The sequence below is a fragment of the Ochrobactrum chromiisoli genome (assembly GCF_026241335.1).
Classification (GTDB): domain Bacteria; phylum Pseudomonadota; class Alphaproteobacteria; order Rhizobiales; family Rhizobiaceae; genus Brucella; species Brucella chromiisoli.
The window spans coordinates 110264-135592 of record NZ_JAPHAV010000011.1; the positions used below are offsets into that span (position 1 = coordinate 110264).

The following is a 25329-nucleotide window of genomic DNA, read 5'->3' on the forward strand; positions in this document are numbered from 1 at the left end:
GAAAACTATCTAGACATCTCACCAATCCGGCTCCCCCTTCATCGAAGAAAGCCGTATCTGCCGAGCAGAAGCCGAATGTATGTGGGGGTTATTGAATAAACCTGCCTTGAGACGAGCGCCCCGTCAGGATGGGCTTGAATGTGCTCCCCGCTTTCGACGTCGTAGTAATTGAGAGCGATTTCTGCGGGCCATGGGAAGTTTGGGTCAAACGGCACCTCTGCATACGGATTAAAATAGACCTGAAGCCCATCCAGATGGGTTTCACGATGAAACGATGAGTGCTGAATGAGCACATCTGCGCCGCCGATCTGTTGCTCGCTCTCTCGTCGTTGCGTGAGAAGGTAGTTCAGCGCGGCGAGCTGAAACCGGTGCGTCCCGACCTGCCAAAGCACGGAACCCGGCGCAATTTTGTGCTTGTCGATTACCCTGTAGCGGGTTGCCCGGACTAGCGTATTAATCTTACTTTCAACGACTGCTTTTCCAAAGGTTCCGACCGTCGAGAAGAAGACGGCGCTGATCTCCTTGAACGAATCGTTCGTGAAGATCCCCATCTCCACCGGAGCACCGGAAGGCTTCAAGAGCGAGGTTATCTTGCCTTGCTTCCCATAGTCTGGCCCTTCGAGCACCGGCGGCGCCAAGCCAAAAAGGACCATGTTGATAAGTTCGTTATTTTGAGTGAGCGATAGTTCGCTATCGAAGGGGGCGATCGCAATGATGAACGGCCGACCTTGCACGTGGCTCATCGAGGAATACGGGTGCTTCTTTCCATTCCTTCCGCGGAAAAGATCCAGCTTGTCCCTGATCTTCCCGGCAAGTTTAAGCGCACCGCGAGTCTTGAAATCTTGCGCGTCAAAGGTCTTCCGCTGCTTCGCAGTTGGAGGCTGATCAGAGACGACAGCTTCTATGTTGAACTCGTAGTTTCCGGGTCCTCGGACAAAGAAATCCGGCGCCGACTTTGAAAAGTCCACACTGCATTTCAAATCAATGAGCGCTCTATTCAGATATAGCTCCCACATCGAGGAATTGAACGTCGTTTGAAATTCCTTGATGAACTTCTGGCTCTCTCCCCTACGATTCAGCAGGCCAGTCGCCCAGTTTTGAATGATGGGCTGCACCTTTGTGTAGTCTGGATCGGCCGAGATAAGACGGAAATGATCGTTGAGTTTTTCTTCCGGGAATCGCGGAGTGAACAAGTCTAACATTCATGTACCGTTCGCGTGTTACAGTTGCGCATCGCGCTGATCACGCGGCACAAAGGTTTCCTATGGGGCCGCTTAATATGGGCCACGATCCAAGCGCCGCAAAAATAGTCTCGCGGTAACTAAATTTATCTGGAGCCTGAATGTCGCGTCTTCTTCCTCGGACAGCCCGGGATGCCCACCGTGGGGATGCATCCGGCTCATAAGTGTCTGGACAAATGGAGATTTTTTCCCATCAGGGCTCCATTCATTGTAATCTGCCAAGAGAAACGGCGGTGTGACGCTGCCACCCAAAAAGTCTCGCTTCTGCCGACTGTCCAAAGTATGATCGCAACCCGCCAGGACCGCAATCTCGTTAAAGTAGCTCTCAAGGAAGTTCCGAAGCTCGCCATTTGCACCTGACCACTCGCCTCGCTGGAACGCGGACATCGCTCGAGACAAATGGCCTTCGGCTGTGGTCAGTCGGTGTTTCCTAAGAAGTTGAATGACTTCGTTCTCAGCCTCTCTCATGTCCAGCTCGGGCGCATCGGCTGGCAACATTCTTATAAGCGTTGCGGATGCTTTGGCGGCTCGTCTTCCCCACACGTCGTCTTCCTCATCAGGTTCAACGATTTCAAAACCGTCGAACCTAAGACCTGCTTTCAGCTTTTGCCACGACGCCGTGTCCTTTTTAGTTGGCCAGTTCGTGAGGGCCTTCTCGACCATGGCACGCTCCAAGCTGATTTGGCCGGATTCCGTATAGACTAACAGACCACCTTCGATAGCAGCCTTGGAGAGACTGACAACTCTTGCCGACTTGCTGCCTCCTCCGCCCCGATCCTCAATTCCCCATTGCACTTCGAGAACATCAATGTCGCTATGGGAGTAGCTATCCGAAATAACTTCAGCAGCGGCGACCACTGTCATCCTGTTGAATTCACGCATTGTCCTTCAACTCCCTGGTCTGAATTATGTAGCAAGATCATTGAACTTGCGCACAAACGCAGCTTGCAGATCAAGGCCGGTGAGTAGATCACGGCCGTAGCCATCGATATAGTTTTCGATGAGCGTTTGAAACGTGTTTCGATAGACGATCTTCCGCGAGCAATCGACGCCGGTCTGCCCTGACGCGTGAATGGTCCAGCCGCCCTTGGTCCTTGCCTCATGCAATAACGCGCAACGAACCTTCCGATAGAATTCAAGAGCATCGTCACGCGTGAAAAGCGCTTTGAACGGCACGGTTTCCGCCAGAAAAGATGCAAATAGGTCTCCGCTCGCGCTGTACTCAAAAGGCGGCTGGGGGTTTCTGTGGCGATAGATCAGACCACCACGACATGCCGCGAGAAATTCCAACATGGCACACTGAATGGAGACTATGCTGAAACCCTCACCCTCCCAGCTTCCCTTGTTCTGGAGAAGACGGATAGGCTTGAGATATCGGCTTTCCAGCCGCTCAAAGAAAAACTCTTGAAAAGCGTCTGCCCACGGTGACGCATCACCGCCGATTATCAGCTGACTTGACAATCGTCGCCAGTCTTCGTCGCTTCGACGCGGCGCCAAGAATATTTGCTTATCATTTCCTATGTCCGCTCCGGTCATACGTCTCTGCTCCCAAAATAAGACTCTACCTTAGAGAGAAGTTGACATGTCAGATAAAAAATATCAAGCTACCTGACATCAGGAGATTCGAATGAGCGACGGTCCGCATAAAAGCTTGCCTCTGCGCCACGGATACCAGCGTGTTGCCGCTTGGGCCTACAAGCCTGCCTTTACCGTGAATCAGATTGGCGAGGCGGCCGAGGCCGCGTTGTTGCGCGATGTCGCCATCGAAGTTGCCCCTTCAATCAAATCGATCCTCGCCATTGTCGACGGCCAAGACCTTCTGAGTTTGGCCTCCACTACGCATGACCAGCTTGATCGTCTGCGGGTGGATCCGGCAGTTGATACGTTGGCTGCCAATGCTGTCGAGGGGGCTCAGATGGCACTCCAAGAAGGATATGGCGGGCTTGTCGCTTTCGAAAAAGGATTGGCTTCTGCTTTGGCTGAACGCCTTGCAGCTGGAGGCCGGGCTATGGAGGAGCACTATCTCGTCAAAGCTGGGTCTGGGGCATGTCAGCAGATGCGCCGGCGAATGAACGAGACGATCATGCACATGACGAACAGCGGCACTTTCGATCGTATGGCCAAATCCATCCTAGGTGATCGCTCTGTCAGCGTCGCTCGAAACCCAACTGTTCATGACGGTGTCGATCAGGGGGTTCCGTTTTGAGCACGATACCGACTGATGTTCCCGCAATTCGGGTCGCTGTGATCGAGCCAGGGCGTAAGCCCGGCGACGGCTGGCACTCAGCAGAAATCGGCAAGGCTATCGTTTTCAAGACGGAGGATCTGGATGATTATCGGACGAAGAATTGGGACAGCCGCGTTTACGACGCCATGCTCCTGATCGCCGCTGTCGAATATTGCGACAAGGCACTAAAGCGGTCCGGCCTTCGTTGGGCGCGGCGATTTGAGCTTATGCTACCGGTACATGATGTCGCGTACTGGCAGAATCTCGATGTTGCCGGCGCAATCGTTGGCGCATTGAAGTTTTTGACCGGCGACGAGTGGAACATCAACTTTATCGCTGCATCGGTGGATGTCGAACATGATTATGGACGGCAAAGTTTGCTGGAGTGGGGGGATCTTGGCCGGACGATAACGCCCTTCAGTGATGGTCTCGATTCGCGAGCCGTATCGGCCATCCTTGGGGCGAAGGGGCGGACTGATAGGTTGATACGGGTCCGGGTCGGCTCGAAGGCCGATGACCGCCCACTCCGTGATCGCAAGAAGGTTCCGTTTTTGAATATTCCCTTCTCCGTCAAGATGCGGCATGTCGGCGGAATCAAAGAATCTTCCGTCAGGAGCCGTGGGTTCAAATTTACCCTGCTAAGCGCGATTGCAGCATATCTGGTTGGGACGCATGACGTCGCAATGCCGGAAAGCGGGCAGGGCGCTCTTGGTCCTACGCTTGTCCCAACGAGCCACGGCTATGAAGACTATCGCAACCACCCGCGGTTCCTACGCAAAATGGAGGAAGTCGTCCAGGCGATATTTCATCATCCTGTCTGCTTCCGGCTTCCGCAGCTGTGGAGCACGAAAGGACAAACGCTTGCTGCCTTCGCTGAGATCGAGAGTAACCCGGATGAGTGGAACAAGACCCGATCGTGTTGGCAGCAGAGCCGAAATTCCTCGTTTGATGGCGAACGCCGGCATTGTGGAATTTGTGCAGCATGCATGTTGCGCAGGCTGAGCTTTCATTCTGCCGGTGTCAGTGAGCCGAAGGAAAACTATATCTGGGAAGACCTGAGGGCCGGCGAATTCGCCGGTGGCGCCGTCGGCGGATTCACCAAGGTGACGCGAGCGATGCAACGCTACGGCATTGCCGGGGCATTGCATCTTGATCATCTGGCCGAAATGCGCTTTTCCCCGTTGCATCAGCCGCGCGTGAAGCGAAGCGCCTGGCAGCTTGCAGATCATCTGCAGATATCGACGGGTGAAGCCGAGGAGCGTCTCTTCGGCTTACTCGAACAGCATGAAAGAGAATGGAAGGCATTCATGAAGGATCTCGGGCCAAAATCATTCATCGCCCAATGGCTTGCGTGACCGTTATGAATGAACGTCATGAGCAGCTTAATCCGGAGCAACTGGGCGAGCGGCTCCGCATTGCCCGCGAGACCGCCTCGAAAACGCAAGCGGATGCCGCCGCGCTGATCGGTGTGGGGCGCACCACACTCGTTGCCATGGAAAAAGGTGTGCGTCGGGTCAAGATCGGCGAGCTCCAGCAGCTAGCCCGTTACTACGGCACCAGTGCCAATTCGATCCTGCGCAACGAAGCTGTGCATGTCGAGCTCATCCCCAAATTCCGCAAGCTCGCTGACCACGAAGAAGCATTCGTGGCGAAAGCCGCAGAGCTTATGTCTGATCTTGTTCGGGCCGATCTCGAACTGGAAAGGCTTCTCGGCATTTCCCGTGTCCGTAACCTTCCGCCGGAGCGCGCCATTCTCGCGGGCGACGTTCGCCAACAGGCTGAACAGCATGCCTTGGAACTCCGTCATTGGTTAGGACTGGGGCTCGCTCCCGTTTCCGATATTGGCGCGGTCCTGGAGATGCAGATGGGCGTGCGTCTCTACGTGCGCCGCCTGCCGGCGAAAATCTCGGGGCTCTTTGCATTCGAAGAATCTGTAGGCGCCTGCATTCTTTTGAATTCAAGCCACCCCCTCGATCGGCGCACGCAAACTGCAGCCCATGAGCTTGGGCACCTCGTTGCAACGCGGACTCAGCCGGAAGTCAATGAAATCGACGAGCTCGAAAGCTCGCGAGAAGAGAAATATGCCAATGCGTTCGCCAGGGGGTTCCTCACCCCAGCCCAAGCAATCCGCCAGAAGTTTGAGGAGGTCACGGCCGGCGCATCGAGTCTGACGCGGCGCCATGTCATCGTTCTCGCTCATTTTTTCCATGTTTCCCGGGAGGCGATGGTGCGGCGCCTGGAGGAGCTGCAGTTGACCAAACGCGGCACTTGGGACTGGTTTGAGGCGAACGGGCACATCACCGATGACCATGTAAGGCAGGTTCTCGGCGATGCAGTCCAAAATGATCGTATGAAGGACGAAGCCGCATTGCCGGTCCCGCTTAAGACGGGATTGATGGCGTACCAAGCAGCAAATCGCGGCTTGTTGAGCGAAGGCCAAATCGCGCGGATGCTTCATTTAGATCGTGTCGAAGTGCGTGACATCCTCAGCGATATCGACACCGAAGAAAGCGGGGCCAATGCGGCAACCTCTATTCTCCGGTAGTGTCTCAGCTTATCTCGTGGTCGACACGAGTGTGATTATCAATCTCAATGCGACGGGACGGGCGAGCGATATCGTGCGCGCATTTGGAGTGAAGCTTCGGGCATCCGCCGTCGTCCGCGATGAGCTCGTCGCCGACCGTTTTAGTGCACGAAATGATGCAGAAATGGCCGCAGCGCTGGTAAGCGAAGAATTGCTTGAGTTCGTTGAACTCGATGATGAGGGTGAGCGCATCTTTGCAAGTTTGGTTAGTGGCAGCGCCGCAGAAACTCTGGACGACGGCGAAGCTGCAACGCTCGCGGTTGGGGCGGTATCGGGACATACGGTTGTGATAGATGAACGCAAGGCTCAGAGGATTGCGGCCGAACGCTTTGCTGGCATGCAGATCATCGCCACTGCGGATATCCTCTGTTCCGAGCGAATGGTCGCAAACCTGGGTGCGGAACAAGTCGGAGATTTGATCTTCAACAGCTTGGCGGGGGCAAGAATGTTTGTTCCGGAACGACATCATGGCTGGGTAATCGATTTGCTCGGCGCGCGTGCCGTCGAATGCCACAGCCTCCCGGCGGCACTACGCCAGACGGCCAGTACGTTGACGTGACGTTGCCCATCGCGAGCCCGGCTAGAAGGACATGACAAAATGATCATAGATGTGAATGAGCGGCGTGCCGGACCTATCGCGCTTCATGGGCTTTTCAACGCCGATCGCGCCTACACGATCTTTTACGACGAAACCAACAATCATCGCCTTGTCCACGTTCGCGAGAACGGACTGAACATCCCCGAAGCGAATTGCTTCGTGGTCGGCGGAGTGGCTTACGATGGGCCGCAGCGTGTCTTTGATCTCGGGCATCTAAGAAAAATTCTTGGGGTGCAGGACAATGCCCCTGAGATCAAGTTGAAGTATGTCGCGACGGGCGGATTTCTGCAGATGCTCAGCAGCAGGAAACTGGAGACGTTTCTGCGCTGGATCAGCGAACAGGGCCTCTATGTCCACTATTCGGTCGTTGATCCAATCTATTGGAGCATTGTCGATATTATTGATTCCATTTTGTCGGACGACGTGGCGACGCATCTCATCCCTTTTGAGCGTTCTCTAAAAAACGATCTTTTTTCAATTCTCCGATACGATTTTGAAGGCTTAATTGATCTCTTCCGGCGCTACACATTTCCCAATGTCGGTTCCGAGAGGAGGCGTGATTTCATTGATGAACTGTTGGACCTCACCGAAGCTCGATCCGATTTGCTCGGTCACTTCAATTACATGATGCTAAAGGGCGTGTTGCAGCTGGGGCGAAAGATCAAATCGCTTCCCTTCCTTGAGGCAGAAGCTCCCAATGTTCTGGTCGATAGCTTCGGTCATTTTTTTCTGGAGCGTCTTTATATCCTTAAGAACGCGTCGCACATCCTGGACGTCGAGGAACTCGTTATCGACTACCTCAAAGATTTGACCTTCGTCGACGGCAAAACGAAGATGAACCATTTTCGGTTCGTCGTCTCCCACAGTGAACCAGGAATTCAGATCTCAGATGTCGTGGTCGGCTTGCTGGGCAAATATTTCTCATTTATCTGTGCGACAATGGACGAAGATTTGGTGGAAACTCGCCAAACGTTGAAGCCTCAACAGCTTGTGAACCTTTCGCTTTTGTCTGGCATTTTGGAGCGCTCTGTTGAGGAGAATCCTGTTTTTGCCCATGTGGTTATGAGCAATCGCGATAGAGCAATATCAGAAGAATTTCGGGCACCCGCGTGACTACAATTGGTGCGGCGGATTTGGTCGACGCTATTTTTCGTGGGCTTGCGACAAAGCTACAAATTGAAGTGGAGCTGCGGCTTCTCGAAGCCGGCATCTTTCCTTTCCGCTTTCGTCAGTGACGACAACGTAACACCGAGCAACCGAACGGAAAGCTTGAAAGGGTAAACCGTCGTCAGCAACTCGGCTGCGGTACGGAGAACGTCGTATCCATCTGCAAAGGGTAAGACGCTTGTCTTGCTTCGTGTTGCTTGCGTGAAATCCGAATATTTGATTTTCACGGTTACGGTTTTGGCCTCGATGCCCGACAACTCGCAATAGCCCCAAACCTTATCTGCAAGCGGCTTCAGCTCGTCCCTGGCAAGCCCGAGGTCATTGATGTCTTGGATGAAGGTATCTTCTGCTCCTACCGATTTTCGCACCCGATCCGATCGCACCTGGCGCTCATCGATACCCCGGGCGATGCCGTAGAAATAGCCACCCGACTTCCCAAAGTGCTGTGACAAGAATTGCAGCGATTTCGTTTTCAGATCCGCCCCGGTTTCGATACCAAACCGATGCATCTTTTCCGCGGTAGCCGGACCGACGCCATGAAACTTCTTGACCGCAAGTCCTTCTACAAAGGCAGGCCCGTTCTTTGGGGTGATGACAGCCTGCCCGTTGGGCTTGTTGAGATCCGAGGCCATCTTTGCGAGAAATTTGTTGTAGGAAATGCCGGCGGACGCATTCAGACCAGTAACCGCTTTGATCTTCGCGCGTATCTCCAAGGCGATTTCTGTCGCGATCGGCATTTCCTTTAGATTTTCGGTCACATCAAGATAGGCCTCATCCAGCGACAAGGGTTCGACGAAAGAAGTGTACTCGGCGAAAATTTCGCGAATTTGCCGGGAGACTTCGCGATAGACTTCGAATCGCGGTTTCACGAAAATCAGGTCAGGGCATTTGCGGGCAGCAGTCACAGATGGCATTGCCGAATGAATGCCAAAGACGCGCGCCTCATAGCTCGCTGTGGTCAGCACGCCTCGGGCGCCTGCACCTCCGACTGCTATCGGTTTCCCACGAAGATCCGGATTGTCGCGCTGCTCCACGGATGCGTAGAAGGCGTCCATATCCACGTGGATTATCTTTCTAATTTGGGCAGTGTTATTCATTTCACTTCTGGCCGTCTGTAGAGGTACATCAGAACGAAACAAGAACATATCATGATGGACAGAAACTGCAACCCTTGGAGGGGCCCTGCGTCGAGGAGCGCTACATCGCTTGCAATTCATAAAAGTTTTGTTATCTTTTTCTGACGGAGCCGAGCGCCAGGGCTGCAAGCGACCCAAAAGGCGGCATATCTAAGACTATTTCCTGAACGGCAACCATTCAGCCGGCGCAGGGTGTTCATAAAGCGCTTGCGACCACCCCTCCACGACGCCGGTGTGAAATGGATTTGTCATGTCTATCCAAAAAGATTGCGCAGATCATCTGCGCGTAACCTACCGAAATATGAGCGGCGCGAAACTTCGATCGTCTCATGCCCATGAGCTTGTTGCAGCTTACTTCGGTTACAGCACAGCTGCGGCTCTACAAGCTGATCTCACATTTCCCCTATCCTCCTTGGAAGGGGCTGAAATCCTTATTCCGGACATTGATGGTATCAATCGGCGGCGTGCGGAACTCTCTAAAGTCCCTGCTGAGCTTCCCGACGGCAGGGTAATTGCAGAGATTATTTCGACGTCTCTTGAGGCGGCTGGGCATTTCAGGGGAGAGATATGGGATTCGACCTACCTGAGTGATGACATCAACAATTACATCCAGCGCGACCCCATGGTAATTGAAAACGAACTCGCTGGAGAGATCGCAACGACCAACGCCTATTTCGATGAGCTCTACATTGAGGAGACGAGCGTGGAGTCTCATGATGATAGTTTGATCGCAACACTGTCGGGGTCGCTCAACGGTGAGCAGGATCAGGATCGGGCGTTCCACGGCGATAAGATCAAGTTCACGAGCATCATGACAATGCGTCGTGCTGCCAGCCGTGTCGGGTACTTCGAGCCGGAGTTCGAGACGGGCGGGAGCGTCGACGATTCGATGTATTACGATCCTGAATTAGCTTGAAATGGTAGGGGGCCGCCTCAGGGCGGCCCTTCTTTCATCCGAATTTAAAGTTCTGTCACTTCAGTTCGACAGCCTGTTATCCCGAGAAAAGTGCGAATCTTGCCACCCGGCTTCGGCGCCAGCCGCGAGAGGGGGGCAGACTGCTGTTTGTTTTCAGCGCGCGAATATCCTTGATTTTACTCTAAAAGTAACATATTAGCTTCAATATAATAACTTTTGGTGTAATATCATGATTACAGCTGAACAATGCAGAGCGGGGCGGGCCCTTGTCGATTGGTCTCAAATCGAACTGTCCGATCGTTCGCGCATCGCTAAAAAGACAATCGCAGATTTCGAGCGCGGCAATCGCGCCTACCATCCGAAAACGTCTCATGCGGTCAAGGTCGCTCTCGAATCGCATGGCGTGATCTTCATTCCGGAAAACGGGGGCGGGGTAGGGGTTCGTCTTCGTAAGGCGATGCCGCGCCTGTTTCGCCGTGATCCCGTTAACGGCCGTGAGTGGATGGCATTTGCCTTTGACTACAAGGGACAGCGCCATACAGGCTTCGTCACCTACCGCTCGCTGGTCCGGATCGCGTTGGATAGCCTTAGCCCGACCGAGATCTTCGATCGGGATAAGGCACGGATCCTGCTGATCGCATCTGACAAGATTGATGCCGGCCAGGTCGACGAGCATGGAAGGGTGCTCGTTGACTGGGGTGATCTATCGCCCGTCGAGTTCGATAGCGATGAAGAACGCGCACGAAACAGTGATGGCGACTAAGACGGCGAGATGCGTCAAAATGCTTCGCGTTATGCCATGAAGAACTGTTTCGCATCTATCAGGTGACCGAAATTTCAGTTACTTAACAATACCGAGGTACAGGCCGATGGTTCGATTCCGCTCAAGGTGAGCGGTCTGCGCTCCATCGACACATGCGTTTCCTGACTGGCAATCAGGTGGGGGTGTCTGGGGAAAACGCCTGCTTCTCTAAATTACGACTAGTCCAAATTGTCTGTTTCCATTCCGGTCATTTAACGCTTTTCCTTAGCTTTATATCCAATCAGAGTGACGGCATTTTTGTCCTGATTGGGATCACTTGAACATGATATCGACGGGGGTCACGTTCTTGAGATCGATTTACCTTCGGAATTGAGGCTGATTTGAATGTTCGTGCGTTAAATTCTAACCAGGTCTCGATTTCACAGCTGGGAGATATCATGGATGGTTGCGAAGGGCCGTCAGGAAATCCTGAACCGAAGCGCGCAACGGTTCGTTTCGCCGATGAAAGGCGACGATAGAGACCTCCGGCATATCGTTGATCGGCAGTGAAACCAGTCCCTGCATGGCGTAATCCTGCGCAGTCATCGCATCCACGACGCCGACTCCACCGCATGCACGAACCAGACTGCAAACAGTTCCGCAAAACGGCACAACGCATACAGGATCATAGTTTAGTCCTTGAGCGGCAAAGGCTGTGCGAATGGTGCCGCCCATGGGCGACCAGTCTGCATTGTAACAAACCAGCGGGTGTTTGGCGATAATCGCGCAGGTAAGTGACTTCAATCTAGCCAGTGGATGATCCGATTGAATGACTGCAACCAAAGGGGTCTGTCCGACAATATAGGAGTGAAATTCGGCCTTTGGCGGTAAAGCCATTTGTAAACCGATGTCAGCCTCCTCTTTGCGCAGGTCCTCTTCGGGTGTGTGAACCTTCAAAAGTAGGCGCTGTCTCCAGTCACGGTAACCTGCATTAAGAAGCACCGGTCCGATAAAACTTTCAACGAGTGCTGGCGTTGCAGAAATCGCCACTGGGCGGGACGCGCGATGACGCAAGGTGGATAATTCAGAGCGCACAAGGGTGTGCGTCGTGAAAATTGGCATCGAGAGCGCAAAAAGCTCATTTGCCTCGCGTGTCGGTTCAAGACGATTGCCGGTACGATGAAAAAGCGAGAAGCCGAGCCTGCTCTCCAGGCGCTTCAATTGTCCGCTCACACTGGGTTGAGATATTCCCAGCAAGCGCGCGGTTTCAATTGTCGTTCCAACGCGCATGAGCGTCCCGAACAGTTCCAGTTCACGCAAATCCATTATCAGCCTATTAATAAGAGATAGCAGATTTATTATTATCCATACGGGTGGTTGTTGTCTAATTTCTTTGTTGAAGAAGCGGTGGCTATAAAAAATAAGGGGATGCCGCTTCAATCACAGCAAATGGTGTAGGAGCACTTTCATGCTTTCCAGGCTCGGCCTAAAAGGCCTTTTTCTCGCCTCTGTCTTTTCGCTTTCCGCTCTCACGGCGCAAGCTGATCCACTGCGTGTCGCTATCGGTTTTGATCCCATCACACTTGATCCGATTGCAACCAGTGACAATGGTTCGATCTGGACCCAGCTGCTCATTTTCGACACGCTCGTTCGCCCGGACAAAACCGGCGAAAAGCTTGAGCCGGGCCTTGCAGAAAGCTGGACCGTTTCTCCGGATGGGCTGACGCTGAAGTTCAAGTTGCGGGATGCCAAGTTTTCTGACGGCACGCCGGTGACGGCCGAAGACGTGAAATTCTCTATTGAACGTGCTGCTTCCAAGGAATCCGGATGGGGTCGGTTCTATCGTCCGATCACAGGCTTTGAGATCGTCAGTCCGCATGAAATCACGATGAAGCTCGCCGAACCTTTTACGCCGGCCTTCAACAATCTGGGGCTTTTTGCCGCTGCGATTCTACCCAAGGCGCAGGTGGAAGCCAAGGGAGCGGCGTTCTTTGATGCGCCCGTTGGATCAGGTCCTTTCATGCTGAAGTCCTGGGTGCGGGGCTCGAAGGTGGAGCTGGCTAAGAATCCGCATTACTGGCAGCAGGGCAAGCCTTTCGTTGACGAGGCGCGTCTCGATGTCGTCACCGAACCATCTGTACGCGCCATCAAGCTTGAGGCGGGCGAAGTCGATGTGGCGCTCGATCCGCCCGTCAATCAACTAAAGGAGCTTGGCAATAAGGAAGGTATCAGTGTTGGCCAGACCATCCCTTATCGCGCCGACTTCGTGCAGCTCAACACCACACGCAAACCCTTCGATGATGAACGTGTGCGTCAGGCACTGAATTATGCGATTGACAAGAATGCACTGGTACAGGGCGTGCTTTATGGCGCTGGCAAGCCAGCTGCATCAGCCATGCCTGTCATGGCCTATGCCGATGCGAATCTAACGCCTTATCCTTATGACCTGGCCAAGGCAAAGGCGCTTTTGACTGATGCGGGTTACGCCGGCGGCTTTGAGGCCCAGCTTGTGGTCGACTCAGGCGCCGCAACCAGCCGCAATGCAGCTATTGCACTTCAGGCGATGCTGCAACAAATTGGTGTCAAGCTCAAGGTACAGATGCTGGAAGGCGGTACCCAGTGGGAAACGACCAAAGCGGGCAATTACGATATGTCGGTGTCCTACACCACCTCCGACACAATTGACCCCGATCAGATCATCGGTTTTGTCGCCGTTAATCCGGAACGCGCGAATGCCTACCACACCCAGTGGAAGAATGATCGTCTCAACGAGCTTTACGCGGAAGAGCGAAAGACCGCTGATGGGGAAAAGCGTGGTGCTATGTTTAAGGAAATGATCGGTATCCTGCATGACGGCGCACCGTATATTTTCCTCTATCATCCCGCGACAGCCTGGGCGGTGCGCAGCAACGTGAAGGGCTTTGAAGTGCTTCCTACTTCAAACTTCCGCCTTGAGGATGTGAAACTCGAAAAATGAGGTGAGCCATCGCCTCGCGATTCAGCGCCTGCGGGTCGATTAAGGATAGCAGGCGCGAATCCCGCCGCCTATCACGGTTACGGCATTTCCCAGAGCCATGCGGCCGGTCAATTCCGCAAGGTACGGCATTCTTAATGAAGTGAGCCATCGCCTTTTCGAAAGATACTTTCGAAGTCCGGGCGGTACGCCAAAATCGAACGCCAGCGAACGCAATGATTTTTTCCATTCTCAAACGTCTGCTGATGCTGATCCCGGTTCTGTTGGGGATTACACTGATCAGTTTTCTGCTTCTTCAGATAGTGCCGGGCGATCCGGCGTCCCATGCGATGGGAACCCGCGCCAGCCCTGAAGAATTGCAGGCCATGCGTGAACTCTGGGGACTCGATAAGCCGTTATGGGTCCAGTACATCTATTTTCTGCGTGATTGCCTGACGGGGAGTTTCGGGGTTTCGATCTTCCACAAGCAGCCAATCATCGCTCTGGTGATGGAGCGATTGCCCTTCACATTAGCAATCGTGGCTTATTCAACCATTATAGCCCTTCTGATCGCCCTCCCGTTCGCCATTGTCGCCGCCATTTATCGCGGCCGGTTCATCGACAACGTCATCCGTCAGGTGTTTGTGGCGCTCATTGCCATCCCGCCGTTTTGGCTTTGCTATATGCTGATTATCTGGCTAGCGCTTGGCATGGGCTGGTTCGCTACCGGTGGTGTCGGCACTGGCTTCTGGATCAACATAAACCGGCTTTTCCTACCCTCTCTGGTTGTCGGTCTTTCAACCGCAGCCCTCATACAGCAGAGTCTGCGCGCCGCGCTCATAGACACGATGAAGGCTGATTATATCGACACGGCCCGCGCAAAAGGTCTTCGCCGTCCGGAAATCTTTCTGCGCCATGTGCTGCCAAACAGCCTTATCTCAACAATATCCATCATCGGCGTGCGGGTAAGCTGGATAGTCGGCGGCACCGTCGTGGTCGAGAAGATCTTCTCTGTACCCGGTCTTGGAAGCCTGTTGATCGATGCCATCGTTTCGCGCGATCTGCCCGTCATCCGCGGCCTGACCGTCTTCTTCGCAATCATGGTTGTGATTGTAAATCTGATTACCGACATCTGCTACGCGCTGGCCGATCCACGCGTCAGGATGGAGTAGACCATGTCCATTCCCGGCAAACTTCTGCACACCTGGTCCGGTGCAATTGGCCTGCTCATGCTGCTGATCACACTGGCCGCTACTGTCCTGACACCGATATTGTCACCTTACGATCCCTTCGCGCTCGATTTTGCGGGCGCGATGCAACCGCCGTCTGCGCTGCACTGGTTCGGCACCGATAATTTCGGGCGCGATATTTTTACCCGCATTCTGGCGGGCGCCGTATACGATCTGCGTCTGGCGCTGATCTGTGTCTTCGGTCCCATGATCATGGGTGTGATGATCGGTCTGATCGCAGGTTACTTCGGCGGGATTGTCGATGCGGTGCTGATGCGTATCACCGATATCGTCTGGGCTTTTCCATTCTATGTCCTTATCCTGGCTATAGTCGGGGTGCTTGGGCCCAGTGAAACCAATCTTTATATCGCCTTCTTCATCGTTAACTGGATCGGCTATGCGCGCATTGTGCGCGGTGAAACACTGCTTGTGTCGCGGCTGGAATATATCGACGCCACACGCGTTTTGCGATTTGGCAAGCTGCGTGTGATGCTGCGCCACATCATGCCCAATGTCGTCACGCCGGCGATTGTCTATTCAATGTCCGATGTCGTGCTCACCGTTCAGGCCGTGGCCGCCATGTCCTTTTTCGGCCTCGGTGTGCAGCCTCCCGCGCCGGAATGGGGCCTGCTGATCGTCGAAAGCATCGATTATATGCGCGAGGCGCCCTGGATGACCATTTTTCCGGGTCTTGCCATCGTCTGGATCGGCATTGCATTTTCGCTGCTTGGCGAAGGTCTGTCCACCACGCTGAAACCGAAGGGGTAAGTCATGAGCCTTCTTTCTGTCCGCGACCTCATGACCGAGTTTGGCAGCCCGTCGGGTGTCGTTCGTGCCGTCGATGGCATCAGCTTCGATGTCAATCCCGGTGAAATTTTTGGAATTGTGGGCGAATCCGGCTGTGGCAAGTCAGCCACCTGTCGCTCGATCCTGCGCCTTTTTGGTGGTGCCGCCGCGCGGGTCAGCGGCGGTCAGATACTGCTCGAGGGCGTCGGCGACCTCGTTCCGATGAAGGAAAGAGCACTCTCAAAGATCCGCGGAAGCGATGTCGCCTTCATTTTCCAGGATCCGCTGACGGCGCTCAATCCGACCATGCGTGTCGGCAAGCAGATCAGTGAAGTCATACGCCGCCACAGAAATGTCAGCAAAAAGGCAGCCCGCGAGGCGGCGCTGCAACTGTTGCGGGATGTCCATGTAACGTCGCCGGAGCGCCGACTTGACGCCTATCCGCACGAACTTTCAGGAGGCTTGCGTCAGCGGGTGGTTATCGCGATGGCTCTCGCGTTGCGCCCGCGTCTGATTATAGCCGATGAGCCTACCACTGCGCTCGATGTTACCGTACAGGATCAGATATTGCGGCTCCTCAAAGAACGTCGAGACAGCCTTGGTGCCTCAATCATCTTGGTCACCCACGATCTTGGGGTCGTCTCCCAGATCTGCGATCGTATGGCGGTGATGTATGCCGGGCGTATGGTGGAAACGGGCACGGTGCGCGACGTCCTGGACAAGCCTTCGCACCCCTATACGAAAGCGCTGCTCGCCGCGCTTCCGGGTCAAGCCGCTCGCGACCAGGAACTTGCTCCCATTCAGGGAGCTCCCCCAGGGCTCGTCGATCCGCCTGATGGTTGCCGCTTTGCGCCACGCTGTTTCCGTGCCCAACCTCGGTGCGCGATCGGACGCCCGCCGGCGCTGGAGTTACGTGGCGGCTCATCCTTCGGTCATCTCGATGCGTGCATTCTGAATGAGGTTGCCAATGTCAGTGCTTGATTTCCGGAAGATCGAAAAGAAGTTTCCCGTCAGGCGCAGCCTTCGCGATGTTATTGCCAACCGTCCGCCTGTCAGTCTGCATGCGGTGCGTGGCGTCGACCTTGGTATCGAGCAGGGAGAAATACTCGGCATCGTCGGAGAATCCGGATGTGGCAAGAGCACGCTCGCGCGCATAGGCGTCGGACTGCAGCCCGGCAGCGCAGGGGAGGTGGTGTTCAATGGCCGTCGGCTTGACGGGCCGGACCGTGATGGCCGTCTTCAGATGGTCTTTCAGGATCCCTATTCCTCGCTCAATCCACGCATGACAATTGGCGCGCAGCTGGAAGAAGTGATCTCCCATTATCACCGCAATATTCCTGCCGGCGAGCGTAGGCAGCGGGCGCTTGACGTACTCGGGGAAGTCAATCTGGTAGCCGAAACGGCGTTGAAATTTCCGCATGCTTTGTCCGGCGGACAAAGACAACGCGTCTCGGTGGCGCGGGCACTCTGCGCCAATCCGCAGGTTCTGTTTGCCGATGAACCGGTCTCGGCCCTTGATGCCTCTGTTCAGGCGCAGATCATCAATCTTATGAAACGGCTCAACAAAGATAAGGGTTTGACCATAGTCTTCATTTCCCATGACATGAATGTAATCCGCTATCTGTGTGATCGCGTTGCAGTCATGTATCTGGGTGAGATCGTTGAATTGCAGGACAGTGCCGCCCTATTTGCTTCTCCCCGTCATCCTTATACAAAGGCTTTGATTGCAGCTGTGCCCGATGTTCGCCGTCCGCAGGCAACAGGCGAGCCGATCAGTGGTGAGATACCCGACCCCTTTGCCGTCCAGCCCGGTTGCCGTTTTGCGCCTCGTTGCCCGATTACCGAAGACATCTGCCACCAAAGCCAGCCCATGCAGCATCTTGTCAACGGCGGGCTGGTCCGCTGCTGGAAAGCTGAGCGCGCCTAAACCGTGAACGTCCTGATAGAAAGATCATCCAGTGTTCTTTGAAGATAATTCTGATTGGTCGCGCCGCTGTGAAGTCATCACCAGCTGCCTGACTGACACGTTTGCCGACCGCGGCCTGCGGGCCGACAATTTTGGTTTCGTCGCATTGCGTCAGAAAGGTCCCGGTGAAAAGCCGGATGGCTTTTCATATCGTGGCGACTGGCGCTGCTACCCCTGCAGTCTTGTCAAAGCATTTCATCTGGTCCATGTGCTCAACGCTATTGACCATGGCAATGTCGCCGATCATGAAGAACTGTCTCGCGCCATGCGTGACATGATCCTGTGGTCATCCAACACCGGAACCAATTATGTCATCGACATTATTACGGGTACGACCGGCGATACCATGTTGGAAGGCTCCCAGTTCAACGAATGGCGGGAAAAGCGCGAGCACCTCAACAGCTTCTTTTCCGGACTCAACTGGCCAGAGTTCGAGGGTTGTAATATCACGCAGAAGCTGATGGACGATGTGCGCTATGGGCGTGAGGCTCAATATGCAGGGCTTGCGGGAGAAAATCTGAACGCGCTGACGCCGCTTGCCGCAGCGCGTCTGTTCAGCGCGCTTTTCTCCAGTCAGCTTCCGCTCTCAGCCGCTTCTGAAAACAGGGCAAAACAGACATTGCTACGTGACCGCAATAGTGCCGAAGCCAGACAGCCGCATTTTCAGGTTACCGAATTTCTTGGTGGCGGTATTCCTGCTGATGCGCAGATATGGAGTAAAGCGGGGAAGAATACCTGGACCGGTGATCCCAAAGCATCCTATTACAAACACGATCTGATCCGAATTGCCGTCACCGGAAAGTCTCCTGTCATCATCTGCCTGATGACACAGGGTAAAGAAATCTGCGAAGAATTTCCGGAGGCATTTCCAGAGATTGGAGAGCTATTCTTTGAAACTCTCCTCAACGATTGACAGCCTCGACAACCAAGCGGAAAAATTTTTAACAGGCTATTGCTATGCTCAAAAAGCGAACAGTTTACCTCAATGGAAACTTCGTTCCCCAAGACGAGGCGAATATTTCTGTATTTGACCGCGGCTTCCTGTTTGCCGATGCTGTCTATGAAGTTGTGTCAGTCATTGATGGCAAAATTCTGGATTTTGACGGACATGCAGCCCGATTGGATCGCTCACTTTCCGAGCTGCGCATCCGTCAGCCGCTTCACCGCCAGACGCTTCTTGATATTTTGCGGCAACTGATCATAGAAAACCAGCTCGATCAGGGACTGGTCTATCTGCAGATATCCAGAGGAAACCCCGGCGACCGGGATTTTGCGTTTCCAGACGAAGCCGTTCAGCCGACAGTCGTGATGTTCACACAAGCGGTGTCCAATCTGATTGACGGGCCAAAGTCAAAGACAGGGGTCAAGGTGATTTCTGTGCCCGATCTACGGTGGGCGCGTCGTGATATCAAGACTGTGCAGCTGCTTTACCCCTCAATGGCAAAAATGTTGGCAAAGCAAGCAGGCGTAGATGATGCGTGGTTCGTTCAAGATGGTTTTGTTACCGAGGGCACTGCCAATAACGCGTATATCGTTAAGGACAACAAGGTGATTACCCGTGCACTGTCTAACGATATTCTGCATGGCATTACGCGAACCGCCCTTTTGCGCTATGTGGCTTGTACGACGCTGGAAATTGTTGAACGCAGTTTTACTATTAAGGAGGTGATGGAGGCTGACGAAGCGTTCATCACTGGCGCCTCGACATTTGTCACGCCCGTAATTGCAATCGATGGTGAATCGATTGGTACCGGGAAGCCAGGCCAAATTACACGCGACCTGCGCGCGCTTTATATTTCCGAAGCACGAAAAATCGCCATGTAGAAGGGATTTTGAGTCGGCCGCGATATCCAGAACCGTTGGACAAAGAATAGTATGTTCGGAACTAATGGCCACTACAAAGACGAAGGTTAATTCTATTTCTGACTGGCAATCAAAGCAGTGAGGCGCTTCTCAATGGTCAGTGGTGCACCGGTTCGGCGTTCATGCAATGGAAGAAAACCTCGCTTCGAAGCCGTCTTTCATGCCAGATGCCGGGGAGGAAAACTCCAACCGACCGCCTGCTCCAGTAGCAATTGTTTTGGCAATGGCAAGACCAAGTCCTGCACCGCGCACAAGAGCCTGACCGCGCTCGAACGGCTCACTCAGCCGAGCAAGCGTTTCGGGCGGCACGACTGGGCCGCCATTAACAACACGCAGTTCCCCGTCGCTTTTAAAACTTACGAGAACAGGCATGTCCTGTGCACCGTGTTTGAGTGCGTTTTCGATCAGGTTGCGCGCTAGTATGGCAAACGCATCCGCATCAATGCTCTTAAGCACGGGGCAATCAGGGAGAGTCAACTCAATGCGACCGATAGCATCAGTAGATCCGTTGAACTCGCCTACAACTAATCGAAGGATTGCAGCAATATTTACTGGCTTTTCGGCCAGGAGCCGTCCGCCCTCGGCTCTTGCCAACTGCATCAGTTTTTCTGTCAAGCGGGCGAGGCGGCGCAGCGCCGTTTCCATGTCTTGGGCACGTTCGCGCGTGGTAGCATCGGGCGCCTCGACGATCAGTCTTTGCGACTGTGCGAGCGCCGCTGCCACCGGGGTGCGCAATTCGTGGGCTGATTTGGCTGCAAGACTGCGTTCGGCTTCCAGGGTCAGTTTCAAACGGTCCAACAACCGATTTACCGCTATGGCTACAGTGTCAATTTCGGAGGGAAGCCCATTTACGGCGACCGGATCAAGATCTCCGCTGCCACGCGCCTCAATCTGATCGCGAAAACTGCGAACCGGCGCCATGGAAAGACGCACGATGAGCCAGACACCGATCAAGCCAAGGAGGACGGCCAGGGAGAGAGGTACAGCAAGCGTGTATAATATGTGCTTAGCCGTATCGCGCCGGTGGGAGAGGGGTTCAGCGACAGTAATTGTGAGGCTACCCTGCATTGCGGCGTCAGAGTAGAGCCTGTGGGTTGGTGTGCTGCTGAAACCCATTTTTGAATAGGGCGGAAAATTGGTCACGTCCGCATTATGCGAACGCATCTGCACGGTTCCGTCTGCGTCACGCACCACATAGGTGAAATATTCGTCGTGTTCGCGCAGGGTCGCCACCCGCTGTTCGGTGTCGTCGGCATCGCGCCCCAGAATCTCGAGCGCCGCGACCGGCAGAATGCGTTGCGCCGTTTCTTCGAGGGCGCTGTCAAAGGCCATATTCAGTTCGTGGCGCAGAAGCTGTGCCGTCACAATGGTGGTAATGACCCACAGCAGGGTCGCACCGAGTCCGAGCCAGAGCGAAAGTCTCCATTGCAGGCTCTTCGGTTGTATCATTTCGCGTTTCCAAGCCGATAGCCGATGCCGCGAACCGTGTCGATGATCCCGTGCCCAAGCTTTTTACGGAGGCGGCTGACATGGACCTCAATCGTATTGCTCTCAACTTCCGACCCGAAGGCATAGAGCCGGTCTTCGAGTTGCGACTTGGTCAATGCAATGCCGGGTCGCTGCAAGAAGGTTTCCAGCAGCGCCCATTCGCGGCTGGTCAGCTCAATGGTGCGTCCCCCTTGCCTCACTTTCTTGGCGGCCAGATCGATCTGGAGGTCGCGCATTTCGACCAAAGGGTTGGGATTGCCGCTATAGCGTCGTGCAACAGCGTTCAGTCGCGACGAAAGCTCTGCCAGATCAAACGGTTTGATCATGTAATCGTCGGCCCCGGCGTCGAGGCCTTCGATCCGGTCGGAAATCTGATCAAGCGCCGTGACAATGACAACTGGCGTAACGCTACCTTTGGCGCGAAGATTGCGCAAAAAATTGATACCCAGCCCGTCGGGAAGCATCAGGTCCAACAGGATTAGGTCGTAGACTGCAGAGTTGACATGCTCGGTTGCGTCGTCGAGGCGGGTCACCCAATCCACGGAATGGTTTACAGCGATGTGGTCGCGAACGGCCTTGCCCAGGATTATATCGTCTTCGATCAACAGGACGCGCATGCAATAGCACCTTTTATTCAGTAGAAAACGGGAACCCGTGTCGACCCGATTCAGTCAGATGTGAACATATTCTAACTGAAGCTGTAACCTGTCATTCCTCTGACGTCATATCCTTGCCAGCTTCAGCTGTTCGTCAGAAATGGCTGGCATTATTCTCTTCAAAGCGCATTGATCAGGAACAATGATATGATGGTAAATTACCTTGCTGCAATCTCCCTTTTAATGATTGCAGCAGGAAGCGGCGTGGCGCGAGCCGGTGATGACTGCCATGTGTCGATGGACAAGTGGCAATCCAGGGACGCGGTTCAGGCCATGGCTACTTCTCGCGGCTGGACCGTGGCGCGGATCAAAATCGACGACGGCTGTTATGAGGTCCGCGGCTCCGACAAAACCGGAATGGCTTTCAGGGCTAAAGTTGATCCGGCGACGCTTGCTATAGTCAGGATAAAACACAAGGGCGGCGAATCCGACCACGACGATGATCGCCGTCGCAAATCAAGAGATAACGAGGGATAGGTGTCAAGCGCTGCGCCGGGCATGCCTTCCAGCCGCTTTCTTGAGAAAACTCTCTGCCAAATAAGCAACCGGCGCTCCGCTTATAGAGCGCCTTCATTCAAGGAAAGACTTGTCATGTCTCGCAGTCCTGATCGTTATTCAAAAAGCATGGTTGTGATACACTGGATCACTGCAGCGTTGATCCTCGGAGCATGGCTGACGTCGGTGGGAGGACGCCGTATGGCGGAAAATCCGCCTTTATTGCATTTTTCTCTGGGGCTTGCCGTACTCGTGCTTGTGTTGCCCCGTCTCATTTTGCGGCTTGCCGGTGCCGCGCCGTCAGAATCTCCGGCGCAGGGCACACTTGCCTTGGCGGCAAAGGCGGGCCATGCAATCCTCTATCTGCTGCTGATCGCTTTGCCGCTCAGCGGCTGGTATGCCGCCTCGCGGATGGGAGTAGCGATATCCTTCTTCGGCCTTTCCGTGCCAGCCATTACGGCCCCAGTGCAAGGCTCCCCCGGATTGATCGCCGAATTTCATGAGAATGCCGGCACCATTATTCTTTATTTGGCCGGCCTTCATGCGCTGATAGCGATATGGCACCAGTTCATTTTGCGCGACGGTACACTTAAGCGCATGTCGCTGCACCGATAGCTGCCCGACTATTGTAAAAGCTTGACGCGGCGGACCTGCGAGAAGGTCCGCCGTTTTCGTTTATCGCGGTTTGGACAGCTTCATTCCTGACAAAGTGCTGAAGCAGATACAGCATCGGTGTCAGGTGGTGTTCAGCTCTTCTTGCAAGAGTAGCGGGCATGGGCACAGATCGATCCAATTCCGTGCCCGTTTCTTTGAAAGAGGTAGACTGGCATGAAGGCAGTTCTTGCAGTATTGGCAATGACCACGGCACTTGCGCTTCCGGACATCGCAATGGCGCGGCCCGTGACACTGACAACGACGCTAAAAAGCTATGGTGGTGACGGCGCGTATCTCGCCTATTACGTCACGGATGTTGAGGGTAAATATGCCGGTAGTCTCTGGATGGCTGGCGGCAAATCCAAATATTATGAACATCTGTCCGGATGGTATCGCGCAACGGGTGGTAACACCAGCGAAATCAACGGTATAACAGGTGCGAGCGTCGGTGCGGGCAGGAGCCTTGAAATCACGCTCGATCTTGCCGACGCGTTTTTTGATGCGGGCTATACCTTGCACGTCGATGCCGCCGTGGAAGATATGCGCGACAGCCCGTATGAGGTGGTTATTCCGCTGGTATCCGGCGGCGTGAGAACGCCGGTTCAGGGACGGCGCTATATCGCAACTGTCGATTATTCCCTTTAAAGGGTGATTGCCATGTTCCGCGTTGCCCATCGTTGGCCGGGGCTTCTCGCCGCGTTACTGCTGATCGTGCTCAGTATCAGTGGCGCAGCCCTGTCGATCTTTCCCGCGGTCGAAAGTGTCTCGTCTCCACAGGCAGATGTGACACGTTCGATCGCCGATCTGGCGGCCCGTGTTCAAGCGGTCTATCCGCAGGTAGAGCAGATCCGGCGGGCGCCGTCTGGCCTGATGACCGCCTATTGGATTGACAATGGTGCGCCCCAGGCGGCGGTCATCGATCCCGCCACCGGTCAGGCTATCGCGTCCGCCGATCCCAATCCGGTCGAACGCTGGCTGACAAGTCTGCATCGTTCGCTCTTTCTCGACGATAGCGGCCGCATTGTCATGGCTGCTGGTGCTGCCGCCATGCTGGTGCTGAGCGTGTCGGGGCTGGCGCTTGTCGCACGTCGGGTCGGAGGCTGGCAGCGTTGGTTTTCGCGCCTGCGCGGCCCGCTTTCCGGGCGTCTGCATGTCGAGATCGCCCGACTGGCTGTTGTGGGACTTCTGCTTTCTTCTGCAACGGCCTTGTGGATGACGGCTTCCACTTTCGATCTGTTGCCTGATGGTGCGGTTTCGCCGGTCATGCAGACCGAGGCAAGCGGCCAGACTGGAGCGGTTCCGGCTACGATGGAACCGTTGCGGCAGATTCCGGTTGCGCAATTGCGCAGCCTGTCATTCGCCGACGCGTCTAACCCCACGGACATTCTCACCCTCAAGACCAATCAGGGCACCGGTTATATCGATCAAGGCACGGGCGCGCTTATCGGCTGGAGCGATCTGACTGAGTGGCAACGCCTGTCGGAAACCATCTATATGCTGCATACAGGACGGGGGGCTTCCGTTCTGGGGCTGCTCCTTGGCCTGATGGCACTTGGCGTTCCGGTCATGGCGGGTACGGGCGTTTTTCTCTGGTCCAACGGGCGTCACGGACGGCCGCGCATTCGCGAAAACGTTGCCGCAGGACGAGCGGAGACGATCATTCTCGTCGGCAGTGAAGGTGGTAGCACATGGGGTTTTGCCGCAACATTGCATGCGGCGCTGTCCAATTTTGGCCAGACGGTTCACGCTGCGCCGATGTCAGCCTTTGATCCAGGCCGTTATCGGCAGGCCCGGCGCATTATCATTTTGGCCGCTACTTATGGCGACGGCGATGCGCCCGCTTTGGCCAAGGGGTTCCTTGAACGGCTTTCACCTCAGGCAGTGGGTTCGGCAATTCCGCTGGCTGTGCTCGGGTTCGGCGACAGTAGCTTTCCTGCCTACTGCGCTTTCGCGCGGGCGGTGACGGAGACGGCGCATGCCGCCGGATGGAAAATGCTCATACCCTTTGACACGGTGGACCGTCAGTCGCCGCAGGCTTTTGCCCGATGGGGACGGACACTCGGTGCTGCGGTGGGTATAAACCTGGAACTCACGCACCAAACCGTTCAACCCGCCGCCGTCCCGATTACGCTTGTGTCGCGCCGCGATTATGGTGCCGAAGTGCAAGCGCCCGCAGCAATCCTGCGCTTTGCCTTGCCAAGGCTTTCCTTCTGGCAGCAAGTCCTTGGCTGCAGACTGGGGCGCTTTGTGGCCGGCGATCTCCTCGCCATCGTACCTTCGGGATCGACCGTTCCCCGGTTCTACTCGCTGGCTTCTGGACGCAACGACGGCTTTATAGAGATCGTCGTGAGAAAACATCCGGGTGGGCTATGCTCTTGCCAGCTCCTGGAACTGGAGCCCGGGGACACGATCAGCGCTTGCCTGCGTCGCAATCCAGGTTTCCATGCGGAGGATCGGACACATACGCCCCTGATTTTGATCGGCGCCGGAACAGGAATCGCACCTTTGACGGGTTTCATCCGTGCCAATACGCGGCATCGCCTGATCCATCTGTTCTTTGGAATGCGCCAGACGAATAGCGATTTTTTCTATGGCGACGAACTCCGTGAATGGAAGCAGAAGGGGCAA

General features: G+C 54.8%; 25 protein-coding genes. 18 read left to right on the plus strand and 7 right to left on the minus strand.

The annotated features are described in order from the left end of the window. Window positions 1-38 precede the first annotated feature (38 nt). The 3 genes from OPR82_RS17425 to OPR82_RS17435 all read right to left on the minus strand — a co-directional run bounded on the left by OPR82_RS17425 (window position 39) and on the right by OPR82_RS17435 (window position 2738). Window positions 39-1202, minus strand: coding sequence for a hypothetical protein (locus OPR82_RS17425; RefSeq protein ID WP_151592413.1), 1164 nt, complete (start codon window positions 1200-1202; stop codon window positions 39-41). A gap of 72 nt (window positions 1203-1274) precedes the next feature. Beyond that, entirely contained in the window at window positions 1275-2123 is an 849-nt protein-coding gene (locus OPR82_RS17430) for a hypothetical protein (RefSeq protein WP_265986205.1), read from the minus strand. A gap of 24 nt (window positions 2124-2147) precedes the next feature. Continuing rightward, window positions 2148-2738 (minus strand): hypothetical protein, encoded by a 591-nt coding sequence (locus OPR82_RS17435; RefSeq protein WP_265986206.1) that lies wholly within the window; start codon window positions 2736-2738, stop codon window positions 2148-2150. 130 nt (window positions 2739-2868) lie between these two features. Here OPR82_RS17435 and OPR82_RS17440 point away from each other — a divergent pair, with 130 nt between their 5' ends. Genes OPR82_RS17440 through OPR82_RS17460 form a run of 5 tightly spaced genes read left to right on the plus strand, consistent with a single transcriptional unit; the run spans window position 2869 to window position 7763 of the window. Next, window positions 2869-3447 carry a hypothetical protein gene (locus OPR82_RS17440; RefSeq protein ID WP_151592419.1) on the plus strand — a complete coding sequence of 193 codons (579 nt, stop codon included), beginning with the start codon at window positions 2869-2871 and terminating at the stop codon, window positions 3445-3447. Continuing rightward, window positions 3444-4823 carry a 7-cyano-7-deazaguanine synthase gene (locus OPR82_RS17445; protein ID WP_265986207.1) on the plus strand — a complete coding sequence of 460 codons (1380 nt, stop codon included), beginning with the start codon at window positions 3444-3446 and terminating at the stop codon, window positions 4821-4823. Before OPR82_RS17440 ends, OPR82_RS17445 begins: the two co-directional genes overlap by 4 nt. A 5-nt stretch (window positions 4824-4828) precedes the next feature. Continuing rightward, window positions 4829-6013, plus strand: coding sequence for an XRE family transcriptional regulator (locus OPR82_RS17450; protein ID WP_151592423.1), 1185 nt, complete (start codon window positions 4829-4831; stop codon window positions 6011-6013). Continuing rightward, window positions 5988-6611 carry a hypothetical protein gene (locus tag OPR82_RS17455; RefSeq protein WP_151592425.1) on the plus strand — a complete coding sequence of 208 codons (624 nt, stop codon included), beginning with the start codon at window positions 5988-5990 and terminating at the stop codon, window positions 6609-6611. The genes OPR82_RS17450 and OPR82_RS17455 overlap by 26 nt, the downstream gene beginning before the upstream one ends. 39 nt (window positions 6612-6650) lie before the next feature. Then, entirely contained in the window at window positions 6651-7763 is a 1113-nt protein-coding gene (locus OPR82_RS17460; protein ID WP_151592427.1) for a DUF3800 domain-containing protein, read from the plus strand. 56 nt (window positions 7764-7819) lie between these two features. Here the strand turns inward: OPR82_RS17460 and dinB are convergent, their stop codons facing one another. After that, window positions 7820-8914 (minus strand): DNA polymerase IV, encoded by a 1095-nt coding sequence (gene dinB, locus OPR82_RS17465; RefSeq protein ID WP_192799804.1) that lies wholly within the window; start codon window positions 8912-8914, stop codon window positions 7820-7822. A 289-nt stretch (window positions 8915-9203) separates the two neighbouring features. Between dinB and OPR82_RS17470 the strand changes: the two genes are divergently transcribed. Together OPR82_RS17470 and OPR82_RS17475 are read left to right on the plus strand one after the other, a co-directional pair. Continuing rightward, window positions 9204-9869, plus strand: a complete 666-nt coding sequence (locus OPR82_RS17470; protein WP_265986208.1) for a hypothetical protein — start codon at window positions 9204-9206, stop codon at window positions 9867-9869. A gap of 229 nt (window positions 9870-10098) precedes the next feature. After that, window positions 10099-10632 carry a helix-turn-helix domain-containing protein gene (locus tag OPR82_RS17475; protein ID WP_192799805.1) on the plus strand — a complete coding sequence of 178 codons (534 nt, stop codon included), beginning with the start codon at window positions 10099-10101 and terminating at the stop codon, window positions 10630-10632. Between the two features lie 435 nt (window positions 10633-11067). Here OPR82_RS17475 and OPR82_RS17480 read toward each other — a convergent pair whose 3' ends face one another. After that, window positions 11068-11937, minus strand: a complete 870-nt coding sequence (locus OPR82_RS17480) for a LysR family transcriptional regulator (RefSeq protein ID WP_078340278.1) — start codon at window positions 11935-11937, stop codon at window positions 11068-11070. A 142-nt stretch (window positions 11938-12079) separates the two neighbouring features. On the opposite strand from OPR82_RS17480, the gene OPR82_RS17485 reads away from it, so the two are divergent. The 7 genes from OPR82_RS17485 to OPR82_RS17515 all read left to right on the plus strand — a co-directional run bounded on the left by OPR82_RS17485 (window position 12080) and on the right by OPR82_RS17515 (window position 19369). Then, window positions 12080-13588 carry an ABC transporter substrate-binding protein gene (locus OPR82_RS17485; protein WP_011982797.1) on the plus strand — a complete coding sequence of 503 codons (1509 nt, stop codon included), beginning with the start codon at window positions 12080-12082 and terminating at the stop codon, window positions 13586-13588. A gap of 212 nt (window positions 13589-13800) precedes the next feature. Further along, the gene (locus OPR82_RS17490; RefSeq protein ID WP_011982798.1) at window positions 13801-14736 is read left to right on the plus strand and encodes an ABC transporter permease; all 936 of its coding nucleotides are present in this window, start codon (window positions 13801-13803) and stop codon (window positions 14734-14736) included. 3 nt (window positions 14737-14739) lie between these two features. Further along, window positions 14740-15561 carry an ABC transporter permease gene (locus OPR82_RS17495; RefSeq protein ID WP_011982799.1) on the plus strand — a complete coding sequence of 274 codons (822 nt, stop codon included), beginning with the start codon at window positions 14740-14742 and terminating at the stop codon, window positions 15559-15561. 3 nt (window positions 15562-15564) lie between these two features. Next, the gene (locus OPR82_RS17500) at window positions 15565-16560 is read left to right on the plus strand and encodes an ABC transporter ATP-binding protein (protein WP_151592429.1); all 996 of its coding nucleotides are present in this window, start codon (window positions 15565-15567) and stop codon (window positions 16558-16560) included. Further along, window positions 16547-17506 carry an ABC transporter ATP-binding protein gene (locus tag OPR82_RS17505; protein ID WP_011982801.1) on the plus strand — a complete coding sequence of 320 codons (960 nt, stop codon included), beginning with the start codon at window positions 16547-16549 and terminating at the stop codon, window positions 17504-17506. Before OPR82_RS17500 ends, OPR82_RS17505 begins: the two co-directional genes overlap by 14 nt. Window positions 17507-17537: 31 nt before the next feature. Beyond that, the gene (locus OPR82_RS17510; protein WP_011982802.1) at window positions 17538-18458 is read left to right on the plus strand and encodes a serine hydrolase; all 921 of its coding nucleotides are present in this window, start codon (window positions 17538-17540) and stop codon (window positions 18456-18458) included. 44 nt (window positions 18459-18502) lie between these two features. Next, complete coding sequence (locus tag OPR82_RS17515) at window positions 18503-19369, plus strand: D-amino-acid transaminase (RefSeq protein WP_265986211.1); 867 nt, start codon at window positions 18503-18505, stop codon at window positions 19367-19369. Between the two features lie 159 nt (window positions 19370-19528). Here the strand turns inward: OPR82_RS17515 and OPR82_RS17520 are convergent, their stop codons facing one another. Next, entirely contained in the window at window positions 19529-20857 is a 1329-nt protein-coding gene (locus tag OPR82_RS17520) for a sensor histidine kinase (RefSeq protein ID WP_265986213.1), read from the minus strand. Next, on the minus strand, window positions 20854-21513 hold the full coding sequence (locus OPR82_RS17525) for a response regulator transcription factor (RefSeq protein WP_265986215.1): 660 nt from the start codon (window positions 21511-21513) through the stop codon (window positions 20854-20856). Before OPR82_RS17525 ends, OPR82_RS17520 begins: the two co-directional genes overlap by 4 nt. 186 nt (window positions 21514-21699) lie before the next feature. Here OPR82_RS17525 and OPR82_RS17530 point away from each other — a divergent pair, with 186 nt between their 5' ends. From OPR82_RS17530 to OPR82_RS17545, 4 genes are all read left to right on the plus strand, one after another. Further along, window positions 21700-22029 carry a PepSY domain-containing protein gene (locus OPR82_RS17530; protein WP_265986216.1) on the plus strand — a complete coding sequence of 110 codons (330 nt, stop codon included), beginning with the start codon at window positions 21700-21702 and terminating at the stop codon, window positions 22027-22029. Window positions 22030-22143: 114 nt separating this feature from the next. Then, window positions 22144-22662 (plus strand): cytochrome b, encoded by a 519-nt coding sequence (locus tag OPR82_RS17535; RefSeq protein ID WP_265986217.1) that lies wholly within the window; start codon window positions 22144-22146, stop codon window positions 22660-22662. A gap of 213 nt (window positions 22663-22875) precedes the next feature. Then, the gene (locus tag OPR82_RS17540) at window positions 22876-23346 is read left to right on the plus strand and encodes a DUF2271 domain-containing protein (protein ID WP_265986219.1); all 471 of its coding nucleotides are present in this window, start codon (window positions 22876-22878) and stop codon (window positions 23344-23346) included. A 12-nt stretch (window positions 23347-23358) separates the two neighbouring features. Continuing rightward, a partial coding sequence (locus OPR82_RS17545; RefSeq protein ID WP_265986220.1) for a PepSY domain-containing protein occupies window positions 23359-25329 on the plus strand: 1971 nt, incomplete at its 3' end.

Bases quoted from the DNA above. Each gene is read 5' to 3' on its own strand.
- OPR82_RS17425 (WP_151592413.1), bottom strand. From the start codon at position 1,202: ATGTTAGACTTGTTCACTCCGCGATTCCCGGAAGAAAAACTCAACGAT.
- OPR82_RS17430 (WP_265986205.1), bottom strand. From the start codon at position 2,123: ATGCGTGAATTCAACAGGATGACAGTGGTCGCCGCTGCTGAAGTTATT.
- OPR82_RS17440 (WP_151592419.1), top strand. From the start codon at position 2,869: ATGAGCGACGGTCCGCATAAAAGCTTGCCTCTGCGCCACGGATACCAG.
- OPR82_RS17450 (WP_151592423.1), top strand. From the start codon at position 4,829: ATGAATGAACGTCATGAGCAGCTTAATCCGGAGCAACTGGGCGAGCGG.
- OPR82_RS17455 (WP_151592425.1), top strand. From the start codon at position 5,988: ATGCGGCAACCTCTATTCTCCGGTAGTGTCTCAGCTTATCTCGTGGTC.
- OPR82_RS17460 (WP_151592427.1), top strand. From the start codon at position 6,651: ATGATCATAGATGTGAATGAGCGGCGTGCCGGACCTATCGCGCTTCAT.
- dinB (WP_192799804.1), bottom strand. From the start codon at position 8,914: ATGAATAACACTGCCCAAATTAGAAAGATAATCCACGTGGATATGGAC.
- OPR82_RS17470 (WP_265986208.1), top strand. From the start codon at position 9,204: ATGTCTATCCAAAAAGATTGCGCAGATCATCTGCGCGTAACCTACCGA.
- OPR82_RS17475 (WP_192799805.1), top strand. From the start codon at position 10,099: ATGATTACAGCTGAACAATGCAGAGCGGGGCGGGCCCTTGTCGATTGG.
- OPR82_RS17480 (WP_078340278.1), bottom strand. From the start codon at position 11,937: ATGGATTTGCGTGAACTGGAACTGTTCGGGACGCTCATGCGCGTTGGA.
- OPR82_RS17485 (WP_011982797.1), top strand. From the start codon at position 12,080: ATGCTTTCCAGGCTCGGCCTAAAAGGCCTTTTTCTCGCCTCTGTCTTT.
- OPR82_RS17490 (WP_011982798.1), top strand. From the start codon at position 13,801: ATGATTTTTTCCATTCTCAAACGTCTGCTGATGCTGATCCCGGTTCTG.
- OPR82_RS17495 (WP_011982799.1), top strand. From the start codon at position 14,740: ATGTCCATTCCCGGCAAACTTCTGCACACCTGGTCCGGTGCAATTGGC.
- OPR82_RS17500 (WP_151592429.1), top strand. From the start codon at position 15,565: ATGAGCCTTCTTTCTGTCCGCGACCTCATGACCGAGTTTGGCAGCCCG.
- OPR82_RS17505 (WP_011982801.1), top strand. From the start codon at position 16,547: ATGTCAGTGCTTGATTTCCGGAAGATCGAAAAGAAGTTTCCCGTCAGG.
- OPR82_RS17515 (WP_265986211.1), top strand. From the start codon at position 18,503: ATGCTCAAAAAGCGAACAGTTTACCTCAATGGAAACTTCGTTCCCCAA.
- OPR82_RS17520 (WP_265986213.1), bottom strand. From the start codon at position 20,857: ATGATACAACCGAAGAGCCTGCAATGGAGACTTTCGCTCTGGCTCGGA.
- OPR82_RS17525 (WP_265986215.1), bottom strand. From the start codon at position 21,513: ATGCGCGTCCTGTTGATCGAAGACGATATAATCCTGGGCAAGGCCGTT.
- OPR82_RS17530 (WP_265986216.1), top strand. From the start codon at position 21,700: ATGATGGTAAATTACCTTGCTGCAATCTCCCTTTTAATGATTGCAGCA.
- OPR82_RS17535 (WP_265986217.1), top strand. From the start codon at position 22,144: ATGTCTCGCAGTCCTGATCGTTATTCAAAAAGCATGGTTGTGATACAC.
- OPR82_RS17540 (WP_265986219.1), top strand. From the start codon at position 22,876: ATGAAGGCAGTTCTTGCAGTATTGGCAATGACCACGGCACTTGCGCTT.